Genomic DNA, 22,860 nt, shown 5'->3' on the forward strand with positions numbered 1-22,860 from the left:
GCTATACTTTCGTTCTGGACAGCAAATATAAAAAGTAAGGTGCACCGATGATAGCAACCACGATACCGGCTTGAATTTCTGATGGCGCAATAATGGAACGACCTATCGTATCCGCAACGACCAACATGATTCCACCTATTAATGCAGATGCAGGTACAAGATACTGATGATACGGACCAATCAGCCTTCTCGCGATGTGGGGCGCAATGAGACCGACAAATGCAATGCCACCTGATACGGAAACACTACTTGCGGCTAAGCCAACAGCAATAGCTAATAATATGATCCGTTCTTTCTCTAATGTAACGCCAAAACCTGTGGAGATTTGATCGCCTAGTGAAAGTACGTCTAAAAGCTTACTTTTCCATAACGCTGCTACGATAAATAAAAGAATGAGTGGGAAAAGCACAATAACGTGTTTCCATTCGTATCCCCAAATCGTACCAGATAACCAAACAGATACCCAATGAAATTCTTTCGGGTTTAGTCTCATCACCAAAACCATCATCAGACCATTTAAAGCTGCAGCAATAGCAACACCTGTAAGAATAAGTCTCGTCGGTAACAATCCCTCATGTCTTCGATAAGACAGTACATAAATAACAGCTGCGGTTATTGCTCCTCCTAAAAATGCAAAGATAGGAACAATATAAGTAGGAATTAGACTCACATTATCATAAAAAGCCACAAACACAATGACAAACAATCCTGCTCCTGTCGTAATGCCGATGATACCTGGATCTGCGAGCGGATTCCGTGAAATTCCTTGTAGAATACAGCCTGACACCGCTAACCCTGCACCTACAAGCATCGCAACAATAATACGTGAAAGACGAAATTCAAATAATATTAATGCTTGCTTTTCCGTACCCATACCCAGAAACGTTTTGATAACTTCAAACGGAGTGAGTTTAACATACCCTGTATTTAAAGCGAATAACATGGCTCCACATAACAGAAAGAATAAGACCGCTAAGATTCGCCACTGACGACGTGTTTTCTTTTGTTCTACTCTTGATATACGATGTATGTCCACTACAGTTCCCTCCGTTGTTTACGTGCTACAAACAGAAAAAATGGAACACCAATTAAGGCGAATAAAGCAGAAATCGGTGTTTCATATGGAGGGTTAATCATTCTTGCACCAATATCTGCAAAAAGCATTAACAATGCTCCTAAAATAGCTGAACAAGGGATAATCCAACGATAGTCTACTCCCACAATAAATCTTGCAATGTGCGGGATAACAAGACCAACAAACATGATAGGACCTGCCAACGATACTGCAGTACCTGCTAAGAGTAGAACAATGATACTACCTAGTAACTTAATCATACCTGTCCGTTGTCCTAAACCTGTTGCTACTTCATCACCCATACTAAGTAAAGTAATAGAACGAGAAAGCATCATCGCACCAACAAATGCTACAATAACCCATGGTACAACCATAGTAAGTTGATCCATGTTAACCCCTGCTACGCCAGCTGCAAACCAGTATGCAATGTCTTGGCTTAATCTAAATTGTATAGCAATGCCTTCACTAAGTGCAGTAAGTAAAGCGGTCACCGCAGCTCCAGCGAGTACTAATCGGACAGGAGTTGCTCCTCCTTTTGAAAGTGCGCTACTACCATAAACGAGAGTTGTAGCAAATGCTGCACCAATAAAGGAGAACATCATTAATGTAGAATAAGATGCTTGAGGAAGAAAGGCAAAACAAATGGAAATCATAAAAACAGCACCCGCATTAATACCAAGTAGTCCTGAATCCGCTAAAGGGTTCCTCGTCATCCCTTGCATCACTGCCCCAGCAACAGCAAATGAAGCACCTACAACAATATCTGCAAGCGAACGTGGTATTCGAAGCTCTCGAATCACATCATGCTGAACCATATTGGCATCAAAATGAAAGATGGCATTCCATACTGTGACTAAATTAATGTCTGCCGCTCCAACCGCAATGGATACACCTAATGTGAAGACGATGGCAGCCATACCTATAGACATCGTCATCATCGCCGTTTTAGGTCTAACATGTATTTGTTTAGTCCGTTCTGAGTATGTACTACTGTTTTTAGGTTGCATATTTTTTTCCATTGAACTCATGCACAAGCTCCCTCGTCTTCCATCCTCATGCTTACCGTTTAAGCATATTACTCCTTGCTGCTGTTAACGGCTAATAATAGTTCCACAACATCTTCAAGTTGACCTTCGATTGCGTACGGATCGTCATACCACATTCTGTCAGGATCAACGACATACACTTCGTTTTCTTTTGCTAAGTTTTGATAAATGGAGCTATCTAACACTTCCTGACTCAGCATCATCCCATTTTCCGCGGCTGCATTGTCCGTCAAGAACATGTGATCAGCTGCATACTCTGGTAATACTTCCAAAGAGATGTTACCCCACTGCTCACCGCCATCAACCATTTCTTGTATTTTATCTGGCATCTTTAGTCCAAGTAAATCATATATTACTGGTCCACCTCTACCAAATTTATTTCCGTATACATAGAATGCTTTTTCGTAGTATTGATAAATCCCTGCTGTTTCGTCTTCACCAATAACTCCTTCTAACTTCTGTTTTGCTTCACTTATTTTAACTTTAAAATCTGCTATCCACGCTTCAGCTTCCTCTGTTTTATTCACAATTTCCCCGTAAGCTAGTAATTCATCTTCGAAATTATCATATGAACCGTAAGGAATGAGAATAGTAGGTGCTATTTTGGATAAACTTTCATATTGATCTGGAGAAATGGTAATAATGAGATCCGGATTTAGAGAAGTTACCTTTTCCAATGAAATAGAACTACCAATGTCTTCAATACCTTCAATTTCTTCTGCTGGGAAATGTGGATTATCTAGGCCATACTCTTGAACAGCTCCCACTGGTTTAATTCCTAGCTTCAACAAAGCACCAACGCTGAAATCTGTTACTACACGCTGAGGATTTACAGGAATTTCTACTTCTTCACCTTGTAAAGTGGTGTACATTTTAGTAGTAGCTTCTTGTTGCTCCTCTTCTTTCGCTTCTTCATCATCCGTGTTGCCTGTCTCTGCATTAGATGTTTCTTCAGACACACTTGGCTCTTCTGTATTCTCTTCACCTGTATCACTACAAGCGGATAGTATTGAAATCATTAAAGCTAAACATAAAACCACTAACATTTTTGATATTTTGAACTCTTTCATTTGTGATCCCCCAATATTAATTGTGATTGATAATCATTATCGATTAAATGATATCAGCTATCCAATTAAATGTCTAGGTAAAATATTGTATACTCACTACGTTTATATCCCTTTTTTCACACTATGAACATGTTTACGTTAGGTTCAGTTCTATATTAAAGTTTTTTTACATTTTCGTAAACTTTCTTTTCATCGTATTCATGATTTCGTCACAGAGTATGGACATTATTTTCGATTTTCATTTACTCGTCATACGAGTATAATAATGAATAGTTGTGAGTGTTTAATGAAGCTAGTGGGAACAATAAAAAATATAAGTTACATCTGTACAGTAAATATCCCGTTCTCTTTGTTATCAAAATGGTTAAAGTTTAATATTAAAACATTGTGGACATAAAGGGTTGCAACTCAGAATGTTACTACTACACAAATGGAATTAAAGGAAGTGTTAAAATGTCAATCATGCAATGGCTAACAGCCTTGATGCCTATTCTTTCTGTCTTTGTCTTTCTTGTTATTCTTCGTATGCCTGCCACACGTGCGATGCCACTCAGTCTTATTATTACAGGTATATTAGCGTATGTATTTTGGGAAATGCCTTCTACACAAATTTCCGCTTCTATTATAGAAGGGTTTATCGTTGCCTTTACCATACTATTTATTGTATTTGGTGCGATACTGCTGTTGAACACGTTAAAAATTACAGGAGCAGTAGATGCAATCCGTAGAGGGTTTATGGGCATTAGCCGAGATCGAAGAGTTCAAGTCATTATTATTGCATGGCTATTCGGATCATTTATTGAAGGTGCTGCGGGTTTCGGTACACCAGCGGCTATCGGTGCTCCGTTGCTTGTAGCTTTAGGATTTGCACCATTACCTGCCGTCGTACTCATGCTGATTGCTGACAGCTCACCTGTCACATTTGGTGCTGTTGGTACACCCATGTTAGTAGGTATAGGTAAAGGATTAGAAGAATCAAATGAATTGGTTGTGAATGAACTCGCTAAACAAGATGTTTCATTTACACAATACATACAAGACATCGCTATACAAATTTCATCCATTGATGTGATTGTTGGTTCGTTTATCCCGCTTATTCTTGTCGCTTTTCTAACTCGTTTTTTTGGTGAAAACAAGTCTTGGCGTGAAGGTTTGGCAATATGGAAATTTGCTCTCTTTGCAGGTATTAGCTTTACCATTCCCGCATTGCTCGTTGCAACATTCCTTGGACCTGAATTTCCTTCTATTTTTGGTGGATTATTTGGACTAGCGATTATCATTCCTGCGGCGAAACGTAAATTCTTATTACCAGAAGAACCTTGGTTATTTAAAAGCGATCGTGAAGCCACTGCAACACAAGATAGTAAAGAAGACGATATAGAATCAAACGAAAAAAGAAAGCCAATGCCTTTATTGCTTGCCTGGACGCCTTATTTCATCGTGGCTATATTGCTCGTCTTAACCAGAGTAGAACAACTACCATTTAAAAATTGGTTGAATAGTGAAAAAGTCACAGTAGCTTGGAATAACATACTTGGCACGGATATTTCCGTTGATTTTCAGCCGTTGTATTTACCAGGAACGATTTTCATATTTACGGTGCTTATCACGTTTATTATCATGTTTTTCCTGAAAAGATCATCTGTTAACGATGTGACCAAAACACTAGGCACATCCCTTTCTACGATGGTTGGCAGTGTCATAGCCCTTGGAACTGCGGTACCTATGGTACGTATTTTTATTAATTCGAACGTCAACAATGCCGGACTAGCAGAAATGCCGATTGAGTTAGCTAATGCAGCAGCAGAGGCGTTAGGTGGTATGTGGCCACTGATTGCTCCATTTATCGGTGCGTTAGGTTCGTTTATTTCTGGAAGTGCAACATTCAGCAACATGATGTTCTCTCTATTCCAATTCAGTGTTGCAGATCAGATTAATGCTAGCCCGCAAACGATTGTAGCCTTACAAGCATTAGGGGCGAATGCAGGAAATATGATCTGTGTACTCAACGTAGTTGCTGCCGCTTCCGTTGTCAATTTGGTCGGTAAAGAAGGAACCATCATTCGTTACACGTTAATTCCAATGGCATATTACGCTTTGCTAAGCGGTATCATTGGCTTCCTTTTATTGTTGTGATGGTGATGTGATGGTTATTTGAAAGAATATAAAGCAGAAGTTGTAAAAAGAAATAATTTAAGAAGTGGTTGTCAGCACATGTCTGACAACCACTTTTTTATATATTACCTCGCAATTAAAGCACAATGCATTCACAGTATATGAATTGAAATATATACCATTTTAAATTATACTTTACATACAGTAGGATATGTATGTTGAATTTAACTGTTTTAAAGAGGAGGTGCACTTACACTTACATTAGTCTATCATGATATTCATTTACATTTTATAGTATGTTGAATAGAGTAAAATTCATTTTTGCATGAAACTTTTATTTGTATGCGCATACACTATAAACAACATGGATAAACAAGGAGTTGATAACAATGTCCTCAAATCAAAGGAATTATATTATTACATGGTTTAATCTTGTTGCATATTTAAGTACGCTTATCGTCAATTACTTAGCTAATGCGCTTCCCTTATTCGGGAAAGATACACGTGAATTATCAGATCAATATCCCGTTCTCATTACACCAGAATCCTACGTTTTTTCCATATGGAGTGTCATCTACACTTTACTTGCGGGTTTTGTCATTTTAACGTTATTACCTTCTGGAAGAAAACAAATAGGTGAAGTGAAGAAAATCAGTGCTTGGTTTATTATTAGTTCTGCATTGAACATTACCTGGCTTTTCTTCTGGCATGGTGAACTCGTATTCTTTTCCGTTTTAACCATGATCGCCCTACTTATTAGCATTATTAAGTTATATCATCTCACGCATCAGAACACGAAGAATGCCACGAGAATAGTGAAAATATTTACACAGCTTCCTTTCAGTCTTTATTTAGGTTGGATCAGTGTGGCTACGATCGTCAATATTAGTACTTGGTTATATGATATCGAGTGGAATGGCTGGGGCATTAGTGATACAGGCTGGACCATCACTATGCTCATTATAGCTACTGCACTGGCAGTTCTCATAAGTAGAAAATACAATGATATTGCCGTTGTACTCGTCTTTATTTGGGCTTTCATCGGCATTGCTATTAAGCAGTCAGATTATACTTCTATTATGGTCGTTGCCTACGTATTAAGCGGGTTACTGTTTGTATACTCACTTTACTTATTTAGGAAAAGGTCAACTTAACTGTTGATACCAGAAAAAAAATCTTCATAGAACATAAAAGGAAGGATAGGTGATCGACAGCACGCGATACACCTACCTTCCTTTATTTATAATCATGATTTAATTAGGCTGTTCTTCATCCATCGCAGCTGTCTCTTTCAATAGTTTTTCTCCCCTTGCCTGTATTGCCTGCAATGTTTGCTTTACCGACTGTTCATTGTTTACAAGTGCTTCAACTTCTTTTACAGACATACCATAAAAAGCACTTAAAAATTCAGTAGGATAAGACATATGATTATCATTTTCATTATACGGTAAAGGTGCTAGCGAATAAAAAGCACTTATATTCATAGTAGGATAAGCAGATTCCATATAGGATGATCTAGCTAGCAATGTTCTAATTGACTTCGATTTAACTCTGGCAAGCTCGTCACCGTTGATAAATTGCACAAATTCCCATGCCGCCTCTACATTTTGAGATGCTGAATGTATAGAAATAATATCTTCAATTTCAAATTTCCCACCTAAATGATTTAGTTCCGAGTGAACTGGAGCAGTAACCATATCAAAATTTATTGGAGTCTCCTTTGATTGCATAAGATTATCTATACTGGTATATTTTTTCAACATCATAGCGCTCTTACCTACTTTAAAAAAATTCCGGTCGCCTTCCTCTTTATTCTCGTTAGGAAAGTATAAACTACCGGACAAGTAAGCATCATAGGCTAAACTAAACACTTCATACCACGATTTCGTATCTATCGTAATGTTTTGATTAGCTGCGTCCGCTACACTTAAAGTATTTGTCTTACCAATATCACGTATGAGATTGTATAATGAATCGTTACCTCCCATCTGTAAGCCGTACACTTTTTCTCCCTCCACGTTGGAAAATTGTTTCGAAAGAGAAAGTAATTGCTCCCAAGTCATATAATCTGTTGGATATGGTATGTTATATGTATCGAAAAGACTTTTGTTATAAAAGAGTGCTTCATTATCAAATGACGTCGGGAGACCATATAGCGTTCCTCCTCCCATTGTCTTTACAAACTCAATGATATTCTCGTTTATGTTTTCTATATCAAATTCAGTATCAGTAATTAATGTCGATAAATCCATCAAATGATTATTTGCTGCTAAATCAGAAAAAAGTTCATCTTGTTGTAAAATAAAAACATCTGGCTGTTCTTCAATAATCAATTGATGTAAAGCTTCTTCAAATTCAATCTCCTCTTCATCTACTTTTTCATACAAATTGTTTATGGATATTACTTCAAACTCTACATTTGGATGTTGAAACATATAGTAGTTCCCGAACTGCTCATAAAAGAATTGTTCATCCCACCACTGCCCCATGATTTTTATCACTTGAGGTTCATCTTCTGTATGATTTATTGTGTCTCCACCATTACTACATCCAATTACAGAAACAAATAAAAATAATAATACGAATATACCTATCCATTTTTTCATTTTACATTTCTCCTCTTCGTTTAATTATGATCAACAATGTGGCAACAAAGCTTTATGCCGTCATTGTTATTTATCTTCTAAATTTAGATCAATTTACAATCACTAAACATGATTACATTATATGTTTATTTAAAATTATTTTACAGTCTACCTCTTACAGTTACGTTATGCGAAGTCGTTTATTCCTTACTCCGCATAACAGCTAAATCTAGGTAGTCCTGTCCTCTCTCTTCTATTGCTTCTAGTGCTTCCTTTATCGTCTTTTCGTTATTCATTAGTGCTGTTACTTCTTCTTTCCATAAAGCATAAAAATCAGAACGAAATTGACTGTTCAATAATAAATCTTGCCTAAGCTCATTTTCATTAGAAGGAGGAGTTAATTTGTAAAATGCATCCTTATTGACAGCACTCGGTATTTGCGTGTACTCACTTCTTAACATCAATTGATTTTCGGTCGTTTTCGCCATGACTTTTGCTAGTTTCTCTCCATTCATAAAGGAGACAAAATCCCAAGCTTGGTCTATATGATCCGAATTGGCATAAATCGCATGATATTGCTGCACCTCTAACTTCCCGCCCTGATCCGAGAAACTTGGATTTACTGGAGCAGTGACTACATCATAATCTATCGGTCTTAATTCCCCTTGCCAGAATTCCCACTGTGTTTTTAGATTGTTTAATTCACTTATGTACGCATCACTTTGTAATGCCATTGCACTTTTACCTCTTAAGAACATTTCTGTATCCATATAATGCACCATACGACCTGCTTGATGCTCTTTTTCAACATATTCGCCGGGGATAAATAACAAATTTGCATCAGAGGCTTGCAATGCTAAGGTAAATACGTCTTCCCATCCCTCTGTATTCATCGTTATTTCCATCGCTTCCACATCGATGGACGTTAATCCATGTGTTCTTCCTAATTGTAAAATAAAATCACTAAGGTCACCAGAAGTACCTCCTATTTGATACCCGTACAACTCGTGCTCTTCATCCTGTGATACAGGAAACATCGCTGCTAAATCCATGATTTGCTTCCACGTCATATGGTCTTGAGGATATGGCACGTCGTATTGATCAAACAGCTCTTTATTGTAATACATGACCGAGGATTGAAAAGAAGAAGTCAAACCATATAATGTACCGCCACCGTAAGATTGAATATACTGCAATACGTTATCATGCAAAGCATCGCTATCAAACTCCGAATTCTCCATTAATGAAGATAGTTCGAATAAATAATTTGTATCCGCTAAGATGGCAAAATCTTTTTCATCTAAAAATAAAATATCTGGTTGTTGTGCTTCAATAAATTCATGCAATTCACCGACATAATCAAAATCACTATCTCTATCATTATAATAGTAATATTGCAATAACTCATAAGGTGATATAATTTCAAACTCCACATGTTGATTCTCAAACAAATACATTTTACCGTAGTCGTTATAAAATTGATCTCTATTATCTACCATCACTTTTAACACGACTGGTTCTGCTTCAGAGGACATGTCTTCATCGCTACTGCATCCCATGATAAAAACAAAGCATAGCAACATCGGAAGCATCCAACACCATTTTTTACTCATGATATCCCCCCTCCCAGTATAGTTAAGCAACACACTTATTCTCATTCTAATCTTTATATGAGGGTATAGCAACTTACAGTATGGTGCGTTCTTCAAGTCATACACAGTTTATGATGGTGCAAGAACTTGTATAAAACAAAAACACCTAGCACATGAAGCGTAGCTAGGTGTTGAGTGGATACCGTTCAATTGTATTTTTTTACTGCATTGCTTTCTCTAGCAGAGATATCACTTCGTCATAAAGTGGGTTATAATCTCTTTCCCATGCTATTGCGTCCTCTTTTAATTCCTTTATATAATCTAAAATTGTATCGCCATTCTCATCTTTCAATTGTGGGTCTGCACCATGATCCAGTAGCATTTGTATCACTTCAAAATCTATACCGTAACCGAAATCATAGGATGCATATAACAAAGCACTACTTATGCTACCATCTGGTGCATTGACATCTGCTCCGTTATTAAGCATAGCCTCGATTAATTGTGTTCCAGTCACACTATGCATATTATTTATTACTACTGCAACTGTTAAAGGTGTAAATCCCTCCAAAAAATTGTCTTTGTAAGTTGTATTCACATCTGCCCCTGCTTCTATTAATGTATATGCGATATTAGAGCCAATAATTAAAGAATCCAAATTCCACATCAGTGCAGTCTTCTCTTTTTCATCTCTATGATCTATCATTGCTCCTGCTTCTATTAACATTTCTGCTATGGTAGGATCTCCTGCGACTTTCGCAGTTATGATTAACGGAGTTACCCCATTTTCCATTTGTTGATTTACATCTGCTTTGGCATCTAATAGCAACTTTGTTATTTCTACATTATGCAATTCAACAGCATACATTAAGGCAGTTTCTCCTCTGTATGTAGTCGCAATATTCGGATCTGCCCCAGCATCTAAAAGCACTTTCACTAACGATGTATTCTCTCTAGCCACAGCTAGCATTAAGGCTGTTTCAGAATCAAAGCTTTCCTCTATACCATAGGATATGTTTAACTCATAGTATGAAAGCCGTTCATCAGCCTTTAAATTAGGATTAGCTCCGGCATCAAGTAGCATATTGGTAATTTGCTCATCCTGTAAATAAACAGCATACATTAAAGCCGTTATCCCTTTACTATCTTGCACATTGACGTCAATTTCATCTACATTTAATAGTAACTCTACTGCTTCTTTTCCTAAATGAACGGCAATATTTAATAAAGTATCTCCATTTCGGTGAGATATGTTAGGATCAAAACCGGTATCTATGATTTCCTGGACAGCGCCGCTATCTGCTTGCACTAACGCGTATACTGCATCATAATATGCTTGCTCCTCTGACGAAAATTGAAAATTTTCATCGTACATCCAAAGCAATATTTCTTTATCTCTATATTTATTCATATGTCTAATTGCTAGATCTACAGCTGAATAACCATCCACTGTGGTTATGGTACTATCAGCTCCTGCTTGTAATAAGTGCGCAATTAGTCCTTTATTCATCTCGTTTAAAGCATAACTGTTCTTTAACGCATAAATTAAAGCCGTTTCCCCATCGTTATCTTGTACATTCACATCTGCATTTGCTTCAATGAGAGATTGAACTATCTGCTCTTCCTTTTCTTCTGCTGCAAACATGATGGCTGTTTTTCCCTTATTATTTTGCACATTCACATCTGCATTTGCTTCTAATAAAATCTTAACTATTTCCTCGTTCCTATTTGCTGCAATCATTAACGCCGTTTCCCCATCGTTATCTTGTACATTTACATCTACATTTCCTTCTATTAACACTGTAACAACATTCGGATGACTGTCTTTTATAGCATGTTCTAGTACGGATGTATCGTTATTTCTATAATTCACATCCGCCCCAAAACGGATAAGTGTCTCGACTTTGTCCGCATATCCTTGTTTACTTGCTAACATTAATGGAGTTTCCATTTCTTCGTTAGGTACGTCCACATTTATATTTTCTATATTTAATAAACGTTCAAATGCTTTTGCATCTAATACATTCACAGCGAAATGTAAAAGCATATCTCCATTCTTATTCACTTCATTAATATCCAGTCCACTTTCCAGCAATTTTTGCAACGCTTCTTCATCTTCGAAAATTAGTGCTTCTATTACTTTATAAAATATTGTATCCTCTTCAAAGTCAGGTTCTGTTGCAAAAAGGAGTTTAATCACGTCCTTATTATTTTTTTTAATAGCATGATCTAATGCTGTCATGGAAAAACTGCTTTTGTTTGCAAGTACATTTGCTTTAGCTGCCAGCAATAGCTTAACTTTCTCTACATTATCGTTTTCTAGAGCTTTCACAAGTTCGTTATTTTCAAGTGATAAAGTTGCTCCCGCATCTAATAATAAATTTATGATATTCGTCTTTTCACCATCAATCGCGTGAAGCAATGCTCTTTCACCTTGTCCTCTTTGATAACGATCTATAGGCTTGTTTTCCAATATAGTGGATATCATATTTTCCTTGTCCCAATCTACTGCTATCGATAACAACGTATCCCCAGTAACATTCTCAAGATAAGGATCGAAGCCATCTTTTAACCATTGTTGCATGGCATTAGTATCTTCATTCAGAAGTATATGAATGCCATCATAAAATGCTTTATCATTTGTTTTAATTTCGGGCTCATATTGAAGAATAGTCTTTATCATCTTTTCATCATTATCGAACATTGCCCGCTTTAAAGCCGTTTTATCTTCATAGACTACATTCACATTTGCTCCTAATTGCAACAAAAAATCTACCATCTCTGCATCATTGTAGTCTATTGCTGCATGTAATGGTGAACAAGTGGAATTGTACTCATCAATGTTTATTCCATTCTCTACTAATCTTGTAATTGTTTCCTTATCCTTATCCCACACTGCTAGGCACAGCAACGTGTCATAAGGATATACGGTTACGTCGTTATAAAAAAGACTATCTTTTACATAGATATCAAACTGATGATTGATAAAAGTAACGGGCAAATACACATATTGATGATTTTCAAATAATGCTATTTGCGGTGCAGATTGTAGGGGTATTTTTTTATTATTTACATAGGCTGTTTTATCCCCAACGGTTAGCTTTATTTCTTTATCTTCACTTGTCAGCGTTATCTCATTAGTACTTTGATTCCAATCGACATCAAAGACTTGTCCGACGTTATATAACATTGCTCTTGGCAGTGAAATAAATGGTATTAGCTTACTATCTTCTTTTATGATAGGAGGTCCAAGTTGATCACGTAGTTGTTGATCCCACGTGCTTACATATATCTTTGGTGCTCTTTCTTCATCCGCTACGACACTATGCATCCCTATGCTTAATACGCTAGTAAACAATATACATAGCACCATCATAAACTTAAATTTCTTCATCTTTTACCCTTCTCTCGCTATTGAATATTATAGTTTGCTGTCAGTACAAAACATGATATACATTTAACCTTTCTACTTACATATCGGCAACATACCAATCTATGTAAAATAGGTAAAACAAAAACACCTAGCTCATGAAGCTTAGCTAGGTGTATAAAAAGCACGTATTATGGATGAACACATTTATTGTTGTTTAATAACACATTGAGCGATAGTTTACTTCTTTCAGCAGCCACTCCTAACCATGTTTCTCCTGAAGTGCTTCTGTAAAAAGCATCGTATCCACTAACTAACAATTGTTGTAGTAATTCCGTGTCTTCGTTAATTATTGCCTTAACCCCGTTGTAAAAAACAATGTCTTTTTCATCCATCGTGGAATCCGTATACAATAACAGTTCGATCATTTTTTGATCCCCACAATGTATCGCTTCATCTAATGCCGTTCTGCCACTTGAAAAAACAATTTGTATATCCACTCCGGCTTTCATCAATAACTTTACCATACCCACATGATTTGCTTTTACGGCTTCTTCCAGCGGAGAGACACCGAAATCATTTCTTTTATTTACGTCCGCACCAGCTTCTATTAACTTCTCTGCTGCACTAAGCAATACATTATTTTTATCTTTACGTTGTAATTGTTTCGCTAGTACAATGAGGGCAGTATTCCCCATCTCCCTATATGCACTATACGTCTGCATGTTGACATCAATGTTTGTTTTAAGCAAAAGATCGATGGCTTTCAAACAATCTGGGTGTACATGATACCAAGCTATAGCATCTAGCAATACTCTCGTTCTACATGTATCCTCTCCCTTTAATGCTATACCCGCTTCCACTAACTGCTCTAGCATCGCTATAGATTGATAACTCTCATGGAGTAAAGCGAACACATTCTGATTATTCACATCCGTACCAGATTCAACAAATAAACTAACCATGTCAAAATGCCTCCTTTGAACGGCTACCATCAAAGCCGTTTCACAATATCCTTTATTTTTTGCATCCACTGCTGCCCCTACTTCAATCAAACTCTTTGCCAGCTGCATATCCCCGTTCCAAGCCGCGTAGTATAATGCAGTTCTACCGTGCTCATCCTGTATATTAATGTTCCCTCCTGTTTCAATGACATTGTTCACCTGTTTAATATAAGCTTCATTAATTTTCAATTGGATCACCTCATACTTAATGATTTTCACATTTTTGATACATAGTACTACATAACGTTATAAAACGTAGTATTTTAAAATGAAATGTGATCTCATGATCTTATGTCTTTACAAAGAGGTGGAAATTAGATCTTCTGTTTTAAGTAAAAAATAGCAATTTGCGTTCGATCTCGCAATTTCAGTTTATGAAGTATATCACTGATGTAATTTTTAACCGTTCCTTCGCTTAAAAATAATGCAGAAGCAATTTCTTTGTTAGAATAGCCATCTGCTATTTTTTCTACAATTTTTTGCTCATTACTTGTTAGTTTCATTTCTTCTAACGTTTGATTCACTTTTGAATGAGCAGATCCAACTGGTGACTGAATAAAAGAACTTATTTTTTTCGCAATATGCGGATGAATTAATAAATTTCCTTGTAAAACAGATGAGATACCTTGAATAATTTGATCTGGAGGGATATTTTTCAGTAAATATCCGTTCGCTCCATGTTTGATTGCCTGCACAATGTAATCATCATCATCAAACGTAGTCAGGATCATGACCGCAACATGAGGGAAAGATTGTTTTATTTTTTTCGTTCCTTCTACTCCATCACAAATAGGCATTCGTATATCCATTAAAACGATATCAATGGCTTCATGATTTTCTTGTACATATTGAAATGCTTCGTCTCCATTTGCACATGTATACACGACTTGAAATGAAGCATTCAAATTAATAATCATTTCTAGGCTATCTCTTATAAAAGGATCATCGTCTACAATGACAACTCGATTCATCTTCATGTCGTCCTTTCTATATGTTCGTGTTCTTCTCTAACATTCCGAGTCAAGCGACATATCACTGTAAATGGATATTGCATGGAATAGGAAACTTCTCCGTTCAGCAATTTCACTCTTTCCTCCATATTGAGTAAACCCAGCCCTTTTCGCTTAATGCTTGTAGGTAGTACACCGTTGTTAGAAATAGAAAATGTAAAAGCATGTTGTTCATATTGCAAACTTACGGTTATTTCTGTTGCATTGCCGTGCTTCACAGCGTTCGTCATTGCTTCTTTCACATTGTTGTATAATATCATTTCTTCGCTAGGGTACAATTCATAAGGTATGCCTTGCATATCGTATTGAACATGAACACCACAATCTTGCACAAATTCGTCAATTAAAGTACGCAATTCATACTGGTTCGTCGTTGTATCATGCATTTTTCTCACCGTTTGCTGTAACGACTTCATACTATCCGTTAATTGATCTCGTACTTTGACAACAATGGTACGTGCTTGTTCTTGATCTGTATCATACACTTGAACAGCTGCTTCCATCATCATTTTCAAACGAATTAATTGGTGGCCAAAATCATCGTGCAATTGCCTAGATATTCTTTCTCTCTCTTCATTTTGCGCGTATTTTTCAATTTGTTTCGCAAAATTATCTACTTGTTTTTTTGCTTCTTCTAACTCGTAATGCTTCTTCCTTAATTGATCATAAATGATAGTCAGCTCATCTTGTTTTTCTTTTGTAAACGTATGGGAGGAAAACAAGAAACTAAAAATTATAAATATAAAATTCATCATAAACAATGTGAGGACACCCTCAGATAGAAACAAAAAATCCATCACAATTAAAATCAACAAAGAATACGTGTGTTTATGCTTAATATTTAGCTCTTCCCATACAGAGATAAGAATAGAATAAGCAAGTAAATACGTTATTCCTTTATATTGATAACAAATCCATATGACAGCTGCCGCTTCTATCAAAATTAAAAAAATATAATATTTTGTGGGTATCATTCCTACCCAGCGAAATACCACAATAAAAAGCAGTAACAACACAGAAAAAATATAATAAGAAACATCTGCTATATTGGAAATAAAAATGGTAGCAATCGCTGGAATGATGATTAAAATTAGTTTTAAATTAAGAAAAAGATTTTTCATCTATCATAAGTGCTCCTTCGCCTTGTCGCTAGCATTACAAATATACATTATAATCTAATGAAAACGTTTAGGCGAATACAGTAAGTAGTTTTTGGCTACTGAGGCGTAAACTTATGTTTCAATGATTTCTTATCTTATAAATAATTTGAATGAACTTGTTCAAGCAAATTATTACCACTATGCATAAGATTGAGAAATTTCTTTATCTAGACCTTTACGCCTGGCTTCTGAGGCGTAAACTTGTATTTATTGATTTCTTATCTTATATATTATAGCGTTGTTCATATGTATTGAAATACAATTTCCTTAAGATATGACTTTTGTCATGTAGAAATGATGACTTTCGAGATGAAATATGGGGAATGTAGTGGAAAATTAAAACGAAGGAGAACATAAATGGAGAATAACTGCGTATTTTGTAATATTATTCAAAAAAAGGAACCATCCGTAACGATTCTAGAAAGCCATCACACACTTGCATTGATGGACATTTATCCCGCAACAAGAGGACATATATTAATCATTCCTAAGCAACACTATGAAACATTTGAAGAAATGACAAACAGATCCGTATTGCATGACTTAATAGAATCATTACAACGGGTAAGCTCCACTATGATCAAGGCTAATGTATGCACAGATTATTCTATCGTTCAAAGCAACGGACTACTAGCAGATCAAGACATCCAGCACGTTCATTTTCATATTATTCCGAGATACGAAAATGATTTTGTTCACATGGATCTCCATGCCAATGCTAAAAAAGCTTCTTTACAGGAATTACAAGCCTTATCTCAAGTGATCATTCGCGAGCTTTAAAAAGAAGCTTTACCTATAACACCATTTTCCGTTGCGATATAGTAGTGGCCATCGTAAGGAACAATACTGAGAGAGTATAAATTACTGTTTAGTTTGACGTTGTTTATTCGATACAGTATTTCATCATTCTCCCTATCTACCGCGTACATATTGGAGAAATATTCATCAGATTGTATGGCAAAATAGTTGGACTCATCGATATAACTAGGGAAGAAATGATTATTTGGTTTTTCTTGCAACATTCCTGTTTGCACATCTAGCACATACAATATCGTTTGGTCTGTGTAAGCGTGAAAATATATTTTGTTGTTGATTGCATTTACCTCACTTAACCATCCTTTCACTTCACCAGACCATACAAGTGCTGCTGTATTTACATCATATATTGCTACATCACTTTTTATTTCTCCAGCAGAACGAAGAACAATATACGTATCATTTATAATTTCATATTTAGCGTATTCTTCTACAGCAATACATTGCACGACCGTACCTGTTATCAATTGAATCTCACACAACTCACGCTCAAATAAAAACCAATTCCCCTGAACAGATGGCGGTTTATCAAACCCACGGACTTGCGCATCTATACTCTTATTAACATGTGGTTGTAATCCTTCCTTTTCTAAAAACCAAACCACTGCTCCACTGTCCGTATCATACGATGTTATTCGATCCGGACCGACAACGATAAAATCATCTCCAGAATGACCCTCTACAGCCGTTTCATCTAACGCTAACTCTTTTGACCACTTCTGTTGTCCAGTAACATCATCATATACGTGTATCCACTTTTCTTGAACTTCTTCATCACCCGATTGAACTACCATAGCAAACGTATTGTTTCCTTTAATTAATTCGTTATGATAATAATTCCCTTCTAGTTGTTGCTCAAATAGAATATCCCCCGTGCGGATATCCACCATTCTCCATGTCGGATCATTAAAGTCTGTATAGACTGCTACTGTTTTGCGATCTGAGGAAATAGCATAATCAAACCCCCAGAAACTTGCCTCAATCGTCCATACTGTATCCCCAGTGTTCATATCCAGAGCAGACAAGTGAGAGTAATAATGCATTCCAGAAATATAGCCGTCATCTCCATAAACTAACATAATAGGGTCCATCATATCTACGATATAGTTATGTGATAACTCGCCGTTTACTTTCCATGACCAGTCTGCTTCTTTCGTTGGGACAAATGCTTGCCATGTTCTTTCCTGTTTCTCACCATACATGGATTGATACCAAGAAGTAAACCATGTCATAGACCAATCCGTTAAACGTCTCTCGTCATTAAATTCAATAGTGAGTTTCATGTCTGGTTGTTCATATGTCCATGTTTCGCTAAACGTAATAGGGCGATCGCTACTTGCTGGAAGCTGTTCTATAAACGTCGGCTCATCTAGCTGCTCCTTTACGTGCTCTTGTGTTGTTCCTTCTAATAACATATGAGACAAATAAGCCGTCATTTGTTCAGGTGATTCTAGTTTCAAATACGTAACTTCCTTTATTTCCTCTTCGTCCAACACATCTTTACGTACCCACTGTGTATACATCGAACTTTCAGCTTCTTGATTATCGTACTCATCAATAGCATACCAGTCTTCCCACTCTGCAAAAATGACTAGCTTTTGATTTTTTTCTAATGTATTGATAACGGGTCCATTAGGATATAAATAAAGTAGTTTACCGTCTGCTTGCTCCACTTCTACTTCCTGTAAAGAAGTTCGTGCCACTTGTTGCTTCTCCTGAGACAAATGCCATATAGAGATCCACATACGGTAATCTAATTCAACGAAAAAGGGATGTACTGCCGTCACGGTATAGGTCCTATCAGGATCAACTGTATCCCTCGACCATGCAACGTCCGTATACTTCCCCTTTAATATTGCAGCGCTTTCTTCTACCACAAACGCATCGTCGTGCTCCACTTGCACCGACTGCCCTATATGCCATGACATAGAGGAGTTAGCATGAATCAGCGTAGAATCATATGTTATGTTCGCTAGTGGCAAGCCTAATTCCAATTGGATTTGATCCTCATCATCTTTGAAATAAATGCGATACGTCACTAACTTATTGTTATCGTCCCAATGTAAAAATAGTTGAGAACTGATATCACCATCACGTATTCCCGCAAAATCAGGTAGTGCATTGTGTGTAACAGGTGAATATGTAGTAGAATCGAAATCATAACGCCATATGGTTTCTCCTTTATTCCTATCCTTCTTCTCATCCTGCGCTTTACCCAATACTTCTTGAACTTTGGTTTGTGTCATATTAGCTGAACTTATCCATGTTGCCAGCTCCGATGGCGTGAACTCCCCTACATCTGTATTAGAATACTCACCTTCTTCATGAAGAAGGTTTTCCTGATTTCCTTGATCATTCATATTGTTCATAGCGCTCATTTTCTTTGCTTGCCCTTCCTTCTGTATCAACTTGTCAGCTGAGGCCAGTACGTCTGGGGTTGACAGTGAAGTATACATAAAAAAAGCAATGAGCAAGATAGTACATCCACATGTACTTATAAAGAAATATATTTTCAACTTATTTTTCATTTGATTCTCAAACATCTATTCAATCGCCCCTTAACATTGAAATGATGGTACACCCGGCACACTTGTATTATCCTAAAAATATTATAAAAAATGACTGTTATTTACAATACGCTTTATATTACCATAAGTTTCTATCCTGCTTTAATCGAATTTTCTCCATCTTATGATTTGTGGTAATAAGTTTTGATTAAACAAGTTCACTCCACTTATCAATCATCAAAAGAAAATAATGCTAACTCAATTAAAATGATGATTTTATTCACATATTCTGTTATTTTAATAATAGATAACTTAAAGTCGATTTATAGAAGTTATGGCAGAAAGAAGGGGTGTTATCTTGAGCGGTATTCATTTTAAAGACGTTATCAAACGATTTGATCATCATATTGTAGTGGATCACCTAAATTTAAAAATTAATCAAGGTGATATTCTCGGATTATTAGGACCAAATGGTGCTGGAAAAAGTACTTGCATTCATATGTTATGTGGACTATTGCCTATCGATTACGGAGACATTACCATTAATGACATATCTGTAAAACAGCATGTACTAGAAGCTAAAAAATTGATTGGTGTTGTACCTCAACATATTGCCCTATATGATCATTTATCGGCAGAAGAAAATGTTACTTTCTTCGCTAAATTGTATGGCTTAAAAGGAAATCAATTAAAAGAAAATGTTGCCAATGCATTGCAATTTGTTCGACTATACGATCTTAGACATGAAAAAATAACTCGTTTCTCTGAAGGACAGAAAAGAAGGCTAAATATTGCATGTGCTGTTGCACACAACCCTGCTTATCTTATTATGGACGAGCCTACGGTATGTATTGACCCGCAATCCAGGAACCACATACTTGAATCGGTGAAAGAGCTAAACAAACAAGGAACCACGGTCATTTACATTAGTCATTATATAGAAGAAATTAAAGTGTTATGTAATCAGATTGCCATTTTAGATCATGGTCAGCTCATCGCAAATGGGACGAAAAAAGAATTGTTGTCCCAATTAGATCTTCACGAAAAAGTATACATTCAAGTTTCTTCACTTATGAATAGCGCGGCCAAAGAAGAGCTAGAAAATCATATGCAAGTTAGCAATGTCTTGTGGGAAAATCAGCAATTAGAAATTACACTACAATCTGCTCAACTCATCTTGCAAGATATTTTGTTTTTATTATCGAAATATGAAATCAGTGTACAGTCCCTACACATTGAAAAAGTGGATTTAGAAACGTTATTTTTAAACTTAACAAGTGGCACATCACATCAATAAGGGGACAGTAGTATGAGACATATTGCTTTAATCAGTAAAAATGAACTACTACAAGTTTTCAGGTCTTGGCCGCTTGCATTAATCATATTTGCGCTGCCATTTATGCTTATTTTTATCATTAGTATGACTTCCTCAGTCAACATCATGATATATGAGGAAGGATACGTAGAAACAAAATCAACCATGCAATCCACTCATTCAGGTGCAGAGCCAACCATCGCATCGACAACAAATGAGAATACGTTATCGATAAACGAGATCAACGTTGAACAAGTTACTGCGTTGTCACCGTTGCAATATTATACTGCTTCCACACTTGTGACCTGCATCCTTTTTCAAGGACTAGGAGCAGCTATTTCTATTATAGATGAAAGAAAGGACAAGACTTTTACCAGATTACGAATGCTACCCATGAAAACATCTACGATATTAACAGGAAAGTTAGTAGGCAATGCATTGATATGTCTGATCCAATCGTTATGGATTATTATGATATCTACCTTACTTTTTCAAGTCGACTGGGGCCAGCATATAGAAATTCTTACGATCACATGTTTACTTACCATTTGTATTTCTATGTTAATCGCGCTTCATGTTACTTTTCTCTTTCAATCTGTGAAAGTTATTTATAGTTTCTTTTATACTTTTATTATCGTTATGACTTTTATAAGCGGTGGCATGATCAAAGATTTAAGTAATCAACTTGAGTTTATAGGGTCATATACTGTACACCATTGGGCTTTCAAAAGCTTATTGCAAGGGATGTTAGATTATCATATCTTAGAAGCAATGTATCATATCATTCCTTTGATGGGTACAGCAATGATGCTTTATATTATCGCTCTAATAGGTTATCGAAAGGTAGATTTTTATAAATGATGAAGAACAGCTTATATATTGCGATGCATTTAATAAAAAAGATGCTAGGAACGAAGACAAAAATTTTAATGCTACTTGTTATTCCTTGTATGATTCTGCTTACGGCAATCGTTTTTATAGATGCAGACATATCAGAGATTTTATCCGTTAAAGGTGTGTACATCGATGAGGATAACACACTTATTTCAGAGTACTTGCTAACACAAACCATAGCAAAAACGAATATATCATGGGAACCATCAAAAAATATATCAAGAGCAAAAGACAGTCTAGCAATTGGAGAAATTCATTTTATTATTTATATCCCACCTTATTTTACTAGGGACAATATGAGTGGAGATTTATTACAGCCCACGCTATATGTGTCAGATCAAACAAAAGATTATACGACAATACAATCCCTATTGCAGCAACAAACGAGTGACATTCAACAAGCAATCCAAGCAACGAAAGAAGATGCAGATGTTTCTAACGAATTAAGTAATAGCGTGTTGGCATGGTTAAACGAGCAACAAAACAAAGATAGGGAGCTACATGATTCCATCACGTTTCATATTGATAAAGAAGTACAAAACGGAATTATTTTTGGTTACATTGCCATGTTTATCACCATATCTTCGATTCTATATACTTCCTCTATAGTAGAAGAATTAAAAAATAAAACCGTAAGTCGCTTATTTTATTACCCGATAAAACATCGTGAAATTACGTTAGGATATTTTTTAGGGGCTATTGCATTAGGAGTCATTCAGGTCCTCCTATTTTTAACGATAACAACCTATTTATTTCGATACGATTTTGGCATCTCATTCTTTTTATTATTTTTTATATCTTTTACTTATTTGTTAGCTATGTTCGGAATGACGGCTGCCATTGCTTCTTTTGTAAAAACAAGATATTTAACTGTGGTACAGTGTTTTATTTTTATTCCGGCTTGCATGATTGGAGGATGTCATTGGCCTACTTCTTCCATGCCACCATATTTACAAAACATTGCTTTCTTCCTTCCTGAAACATGGGCAACGAACGCAGTACACATTCTCTCTTCAACAAATAATATAGGGGATGTTAAAATGCATTTGCTTAATTTAATATTATTTGCGATTGTACTGCTTACAACTGGATCGATGTTATTAAAGCCAGACGAAATATCATTAGCAAAGGATAAGGTATACAAAGGGAGTAACATATAAATTTACTCCCTTGCGTACTATGCACAACACTAGAAAAGGAATTTATTATATTGTTTAAATTATTTAATATTTGTTTATTATATTGTACTTTCGTTTAATTATCAAGTATTAGAGAAAAAAATATCAAATATCGTTTGGAAA

Annotated in this window: 16 protein-coding genes; 6 read left to right on the plus strand and 10 right to left on the minus strand. The window is 36.1% G+C overall.

What is annotated here, in order from left to right; all coding sequences use genetic code 11:
* Position 1: 1 nt before the first annotated feature.
* From D1Z92_RS11585 to D1Z92_RS11595, 3 genes are read right to left on the minus strand one after another with little or no spacing between them, the layout of a single operon-like run.
* Positions 2–1,036 carry a FecCD family ABC transporter permease gene (locus D1Z92_RS11585; RefSeq protein WP_128895835.1) on the minus strand — a complete coding sequence of 345 codons (1,035 nt, stop codon included), beginning with the start codon at positions 1,034–1,036 and terminating at the stop codon, positions 2–4.
* Positions 1,036–2,094, minus strand: a complete 1,059-nt coding sequence (locus D1Z92_RS11590) for a FecCD family ABC transporter permease (protein ID WP_370741273.1) — start codon at positions 2,092–2,094, stop codon at positions 1,036–1,038. Before D1Z92_RS11590 ends, D1Z92_RS11585 begins: the two co-directional genes overlap by 1 nt.
* 56 nt (positions 2,095–2,150) lie before the next feature.
* A complete protein-coding gene (locus tag D1Z92_RS11595) occupies positions 2,151–3,191 on the minus strand; it encodes an ABC transporter substrate-binding protein (protein ID WP_128895837.1) in 1,041 nt (346 codons plus the stop codon).
* A 453-nt stretch (positions 3,192–3,644) separates the two neighbouring features.
* On the opposite strand from D1Z92_RS11595, the gene D1Z92_RS11600 reads away from it, so the two are divergent.
* Both D1Z92_RS11600 and D1Z92_RS11605 read left to right on the plus strand, forming a co-directional pair.
* Positions 3,645–5,327 (plus strand): L-lactate permease, encoded by a 1,683-nt coding sequence (locus D1Z92_RS11600; protein WP_128895838.1) that lies wholly within the window; start codon positions 3,645–3,647, stop codon positions 5,325–5,327.
* 368 nt (positions 5,328–5,695) lie between these two features.
* A complete protein-coding gene (locus D1Z92_RS11605; protein ID WP_128895839.1) occupies positions 5,696–6,460 on the plus strand; it encodes a TspO-related membrane protein in 765 nt (254 codons plus the stop codon).
* A 99-nt stretch (positions 6,461–6,559) separates the two neighbouring features.
* Here D1Z92_RS11605 and D1Z92_RS11610 read toward each other — a convergent pair whose 3' ends face one another.
* The 6 genes from D1Z92_RS11610 to D1Z92_RS11635 form a co-directional block, all read right to left on the minus strand.
* Entirely contained in the window at positions 6,560–7,912 is a 1,353-nt protein-coding gene (locus tag D1Z92_RS11610) for an ABC transporter substrate-binding protein (RefSeq protein WP_128895840.1), read from the minus strand.
* A gap of 179 nt (positions 7,913–8,091) precedes the next feature.
* On the minus strand, positions 8,092–9,504 hold the full coding sequence (locus D1Z92_RS11615) for an ABC transporter substrate-binding protein (RefSeq protein WP_164931591.1): 1,413 nt from the start codon (positions 9,502–9,504) through the stop codon (positions 8,092–8,094).
* Positions 9,505–9,703: 199 nt separating this feature from the next.
* Positions 9,704–12,877 (minus strand): ankyrin repeat domain-containing protein, encoded by a 3,174-nt coding sequence (locus tag D1Z92_RS11620; RefSeq protein WP_128895842.1) that lies wholly within the window; start codon positions 12,875–12,877, stop codon positions 9,704–9,706.
* 167 nt (positions 12,878–13,044) lie between these two features.
* On the minus strand, positions 13,045–14,046 hold the full coding sequence (locus D1Z92_RS11625; protein WP_128895843.1) for an ankyrin repeat domain-containing protein: 1,002 nt from the start codon (positions 14,044–14,046) through the stop codon (positions 13,045–13,047).
* A 125-nt stretch (positions 14,047–14,171) separates the two neighbouring features.
* Positions 14,172–14,828 (minus strand): response regulator transcription factor, encoded by a 657-nt coding sequence (locus tag D1Z92_RS11630; protein ID WP_128895844.1) that lies wholly within the window; start codon positions 14,826–14,828, stop codon positions 14,172–14,174.
* Between the two features lie 2 nt (positions 14,829–14,830).
* The gene (locus D1Z92_RS11635; protein WP_128895845.1) at positions 14,831–15,988 is read right to left on the minus strand and encodes a sensor histidine kinase; all 1,158 of its coding nucleotides are present in this window, start codon (positions 15,986–15,988) and stop codon (positions 14,831–14,833) included.
* A 396-nt stretch (positions 15,989–16,384) separates the two neighbouring features.
* Between D1Z92_RS11635 and D1Z92_RS11640 the strand changes: the two genes are divergently transcribed.
* The gene (locus D1Z92_RS11640; RefSeq protein ID WP_128895846.1) at positions 16,385–16,807 is read left to right on the plus strand and encodes an HIT family protein; all 423 of its coding nucleotides are present in this window, start codon (positions 16,385–16,387) and stop codon (positions 16,805–16,807) included.
* Here D1Z92_RS11640 and D1Z92_RS11645 read toward each other — a convergent pair.
* On the minus strand, positions 16,804–19,386 hold the full coding sequence (locus tag D1Z92_RS11645) for an outer membrane protein assembly factor BamB family protein (protein WP_128895847.1): 2,583 nt from the start codon (positions 19,384–19,386) through the stop codon (positions 16,804–16,806). The two genes, D1Z92_RS11640 and D1Z92_RS11645, sit on opposite strands and share 4 nt — an antisense overlap.
* 322 nt (positions 19,387–19,708) lie before the next feature.
* Here D1Z92_RS11645 and D1Z92_RS11650 point away from each other — a divergent pair, with 322 nt between their 5' ends.
* Genes D1Z92_RS11650 through D1Z92_RS11660 form a run of 3 tightly spaced genes read left to right on the plus strand, consistent with a single transcriptional unit; the run spans position 19,709 to position 22,719 of the window.
* Entirely contained in the window at positions 19,709–20,647 is a 939-nt protein-coding gene (locus D1Z92_RS11650; RefSeq protein ID WP_240666705.1) for an ABC transporter ATP-binding protein, read from the plus strand.
* 12 nt (positions 20,648–20,659) lie between these two features.
* Complete coding sequence (locus D1Z92_RS11655; protein ID WP_128895849.1) at positions 20,660–21,526, plus strand: ABC transporter permease; 867 nt, start codon at positions 20,660–20,662, stop codon at positions 21,524–21,526.
* A complete protein-coding gene (locus D1Z92_RS11660; RefSeq protein ID WP_128895850.1) occupies positions 21,523–22,719 on the plus strand; it encodes an ABC transporter permease in 1,197 nt (398 codons plus the stop codon). Before D1Z92_RS11655 ends, D1Z92_RS11660 begins: the two co-directional genes overlap by 4 nt.
* Positions 22,720–22,860: the final 141 nt, after the last annotated feature.

Source organism: Longirhabdus pacifica, from assembly GCF_004115085.1.
Taxonomy (GTDB): domain Bacteria; phylum Bacillota; class Bacilli; order Paenibacillales; family DSM-105158; genus Longirhabdus; species Longirhabdus pacifica.

Excerpts from the sequence above, each read along its gene's own strand:
- D1Z92_RS11620 (WP_128895842.1), bottom strand. The coding sequence starts at position 12,877 with ATGAAGAAATTTAAGTTTATGATGGTGCTATGTATATTGTTTACTAGC.
- D1Z92_RS11595 (WP_128895837.1), bottom strand. The coding sequence starts at position 3,191 with ATGAAAGAGTTCAAAATATCAAAAATGTTAGTGGTTTTATGTTTAGCT.
- D1Z92_RS11615 (WP_164931591.1), bottom strand. The coding sequence starts at position 9,504 with ATGAGTAAAAAATGGTGTTGGATGCTTCCGATGTTGCTATGCTTTGTT.
- D1Z92_RS11630 (WP_128895844.1), bottom strand. The coding sequence starts at position 14,828 with ATGAATCGAGTTGTCATTGTAGACGATGATCCTTTTATAAGAGATAGC.
- D1Z92_RS11590 (WP_370741273.1), bottom strand. The coding sequence starts at position 2,094 with ATGGAAAAAAATATGCAACCTAAAAACAGTAGTACATACTCAGAACGG.
- D1Z92_RS11655 (WP_128895849.1), top strand. The coding sequence starts at position 20,660 with ATGAGACATATTGCTTTAATCAGTAAAAATGAACTACTACAAGTTTTC.
- D1Z92_RS11610 (WP_128895840.1), bottom strand. The coding sequence starts at position 7,912 with ATGAAAAAATGGATAGGTATATTCGTATTATTATTTTTATTTGTTTCT.
- D1Z92_RS11640 (WP_128895846.1), top strand. The coding sequence starts at position 16,385 with ATGGAGAATAACTGCGTATTTTGTAATATTATTCAAAAAAAGGAACCA.
- D1Z92_RS11635 (WP_128895845.1), bottom strand. The coding sequence starts at position 15,988 with ATGAAAAATCTTTTTCTTAATTTAAAACTAATTTTAATCATCATTCCA.
- D1Z92_RS11605 (WP_128895839.1), top strand. The coding sequence starts at position 5,696 with ATGTCCTCAAATCAAAGGAATTATATTATTACATGGTTTAATCTTGTT.
- D1Z92_RS11645 (WP_128895847.1), bottom strand. The coding sequence starts at position 19,386 with ATGTTTGAGAATCAAATGAAAAATAAGTTGAAAATATATTTCTTTATA.
- D1Z92_RS11660 (WP_128895850.1), top strand. The coding sequence starts at position 21,523 with ATGATGAAGAACAGCTTATATATTGCGATGCATTTAATAAAAAAGATG.
- D1Z92_RS11600 (WP_128895838.1), top strand. The coding sequence starts at position 3,645 with ATGTCAATCATGCAATGGCTAACAGCCTTGATGCCTATTCTTTCTGTC.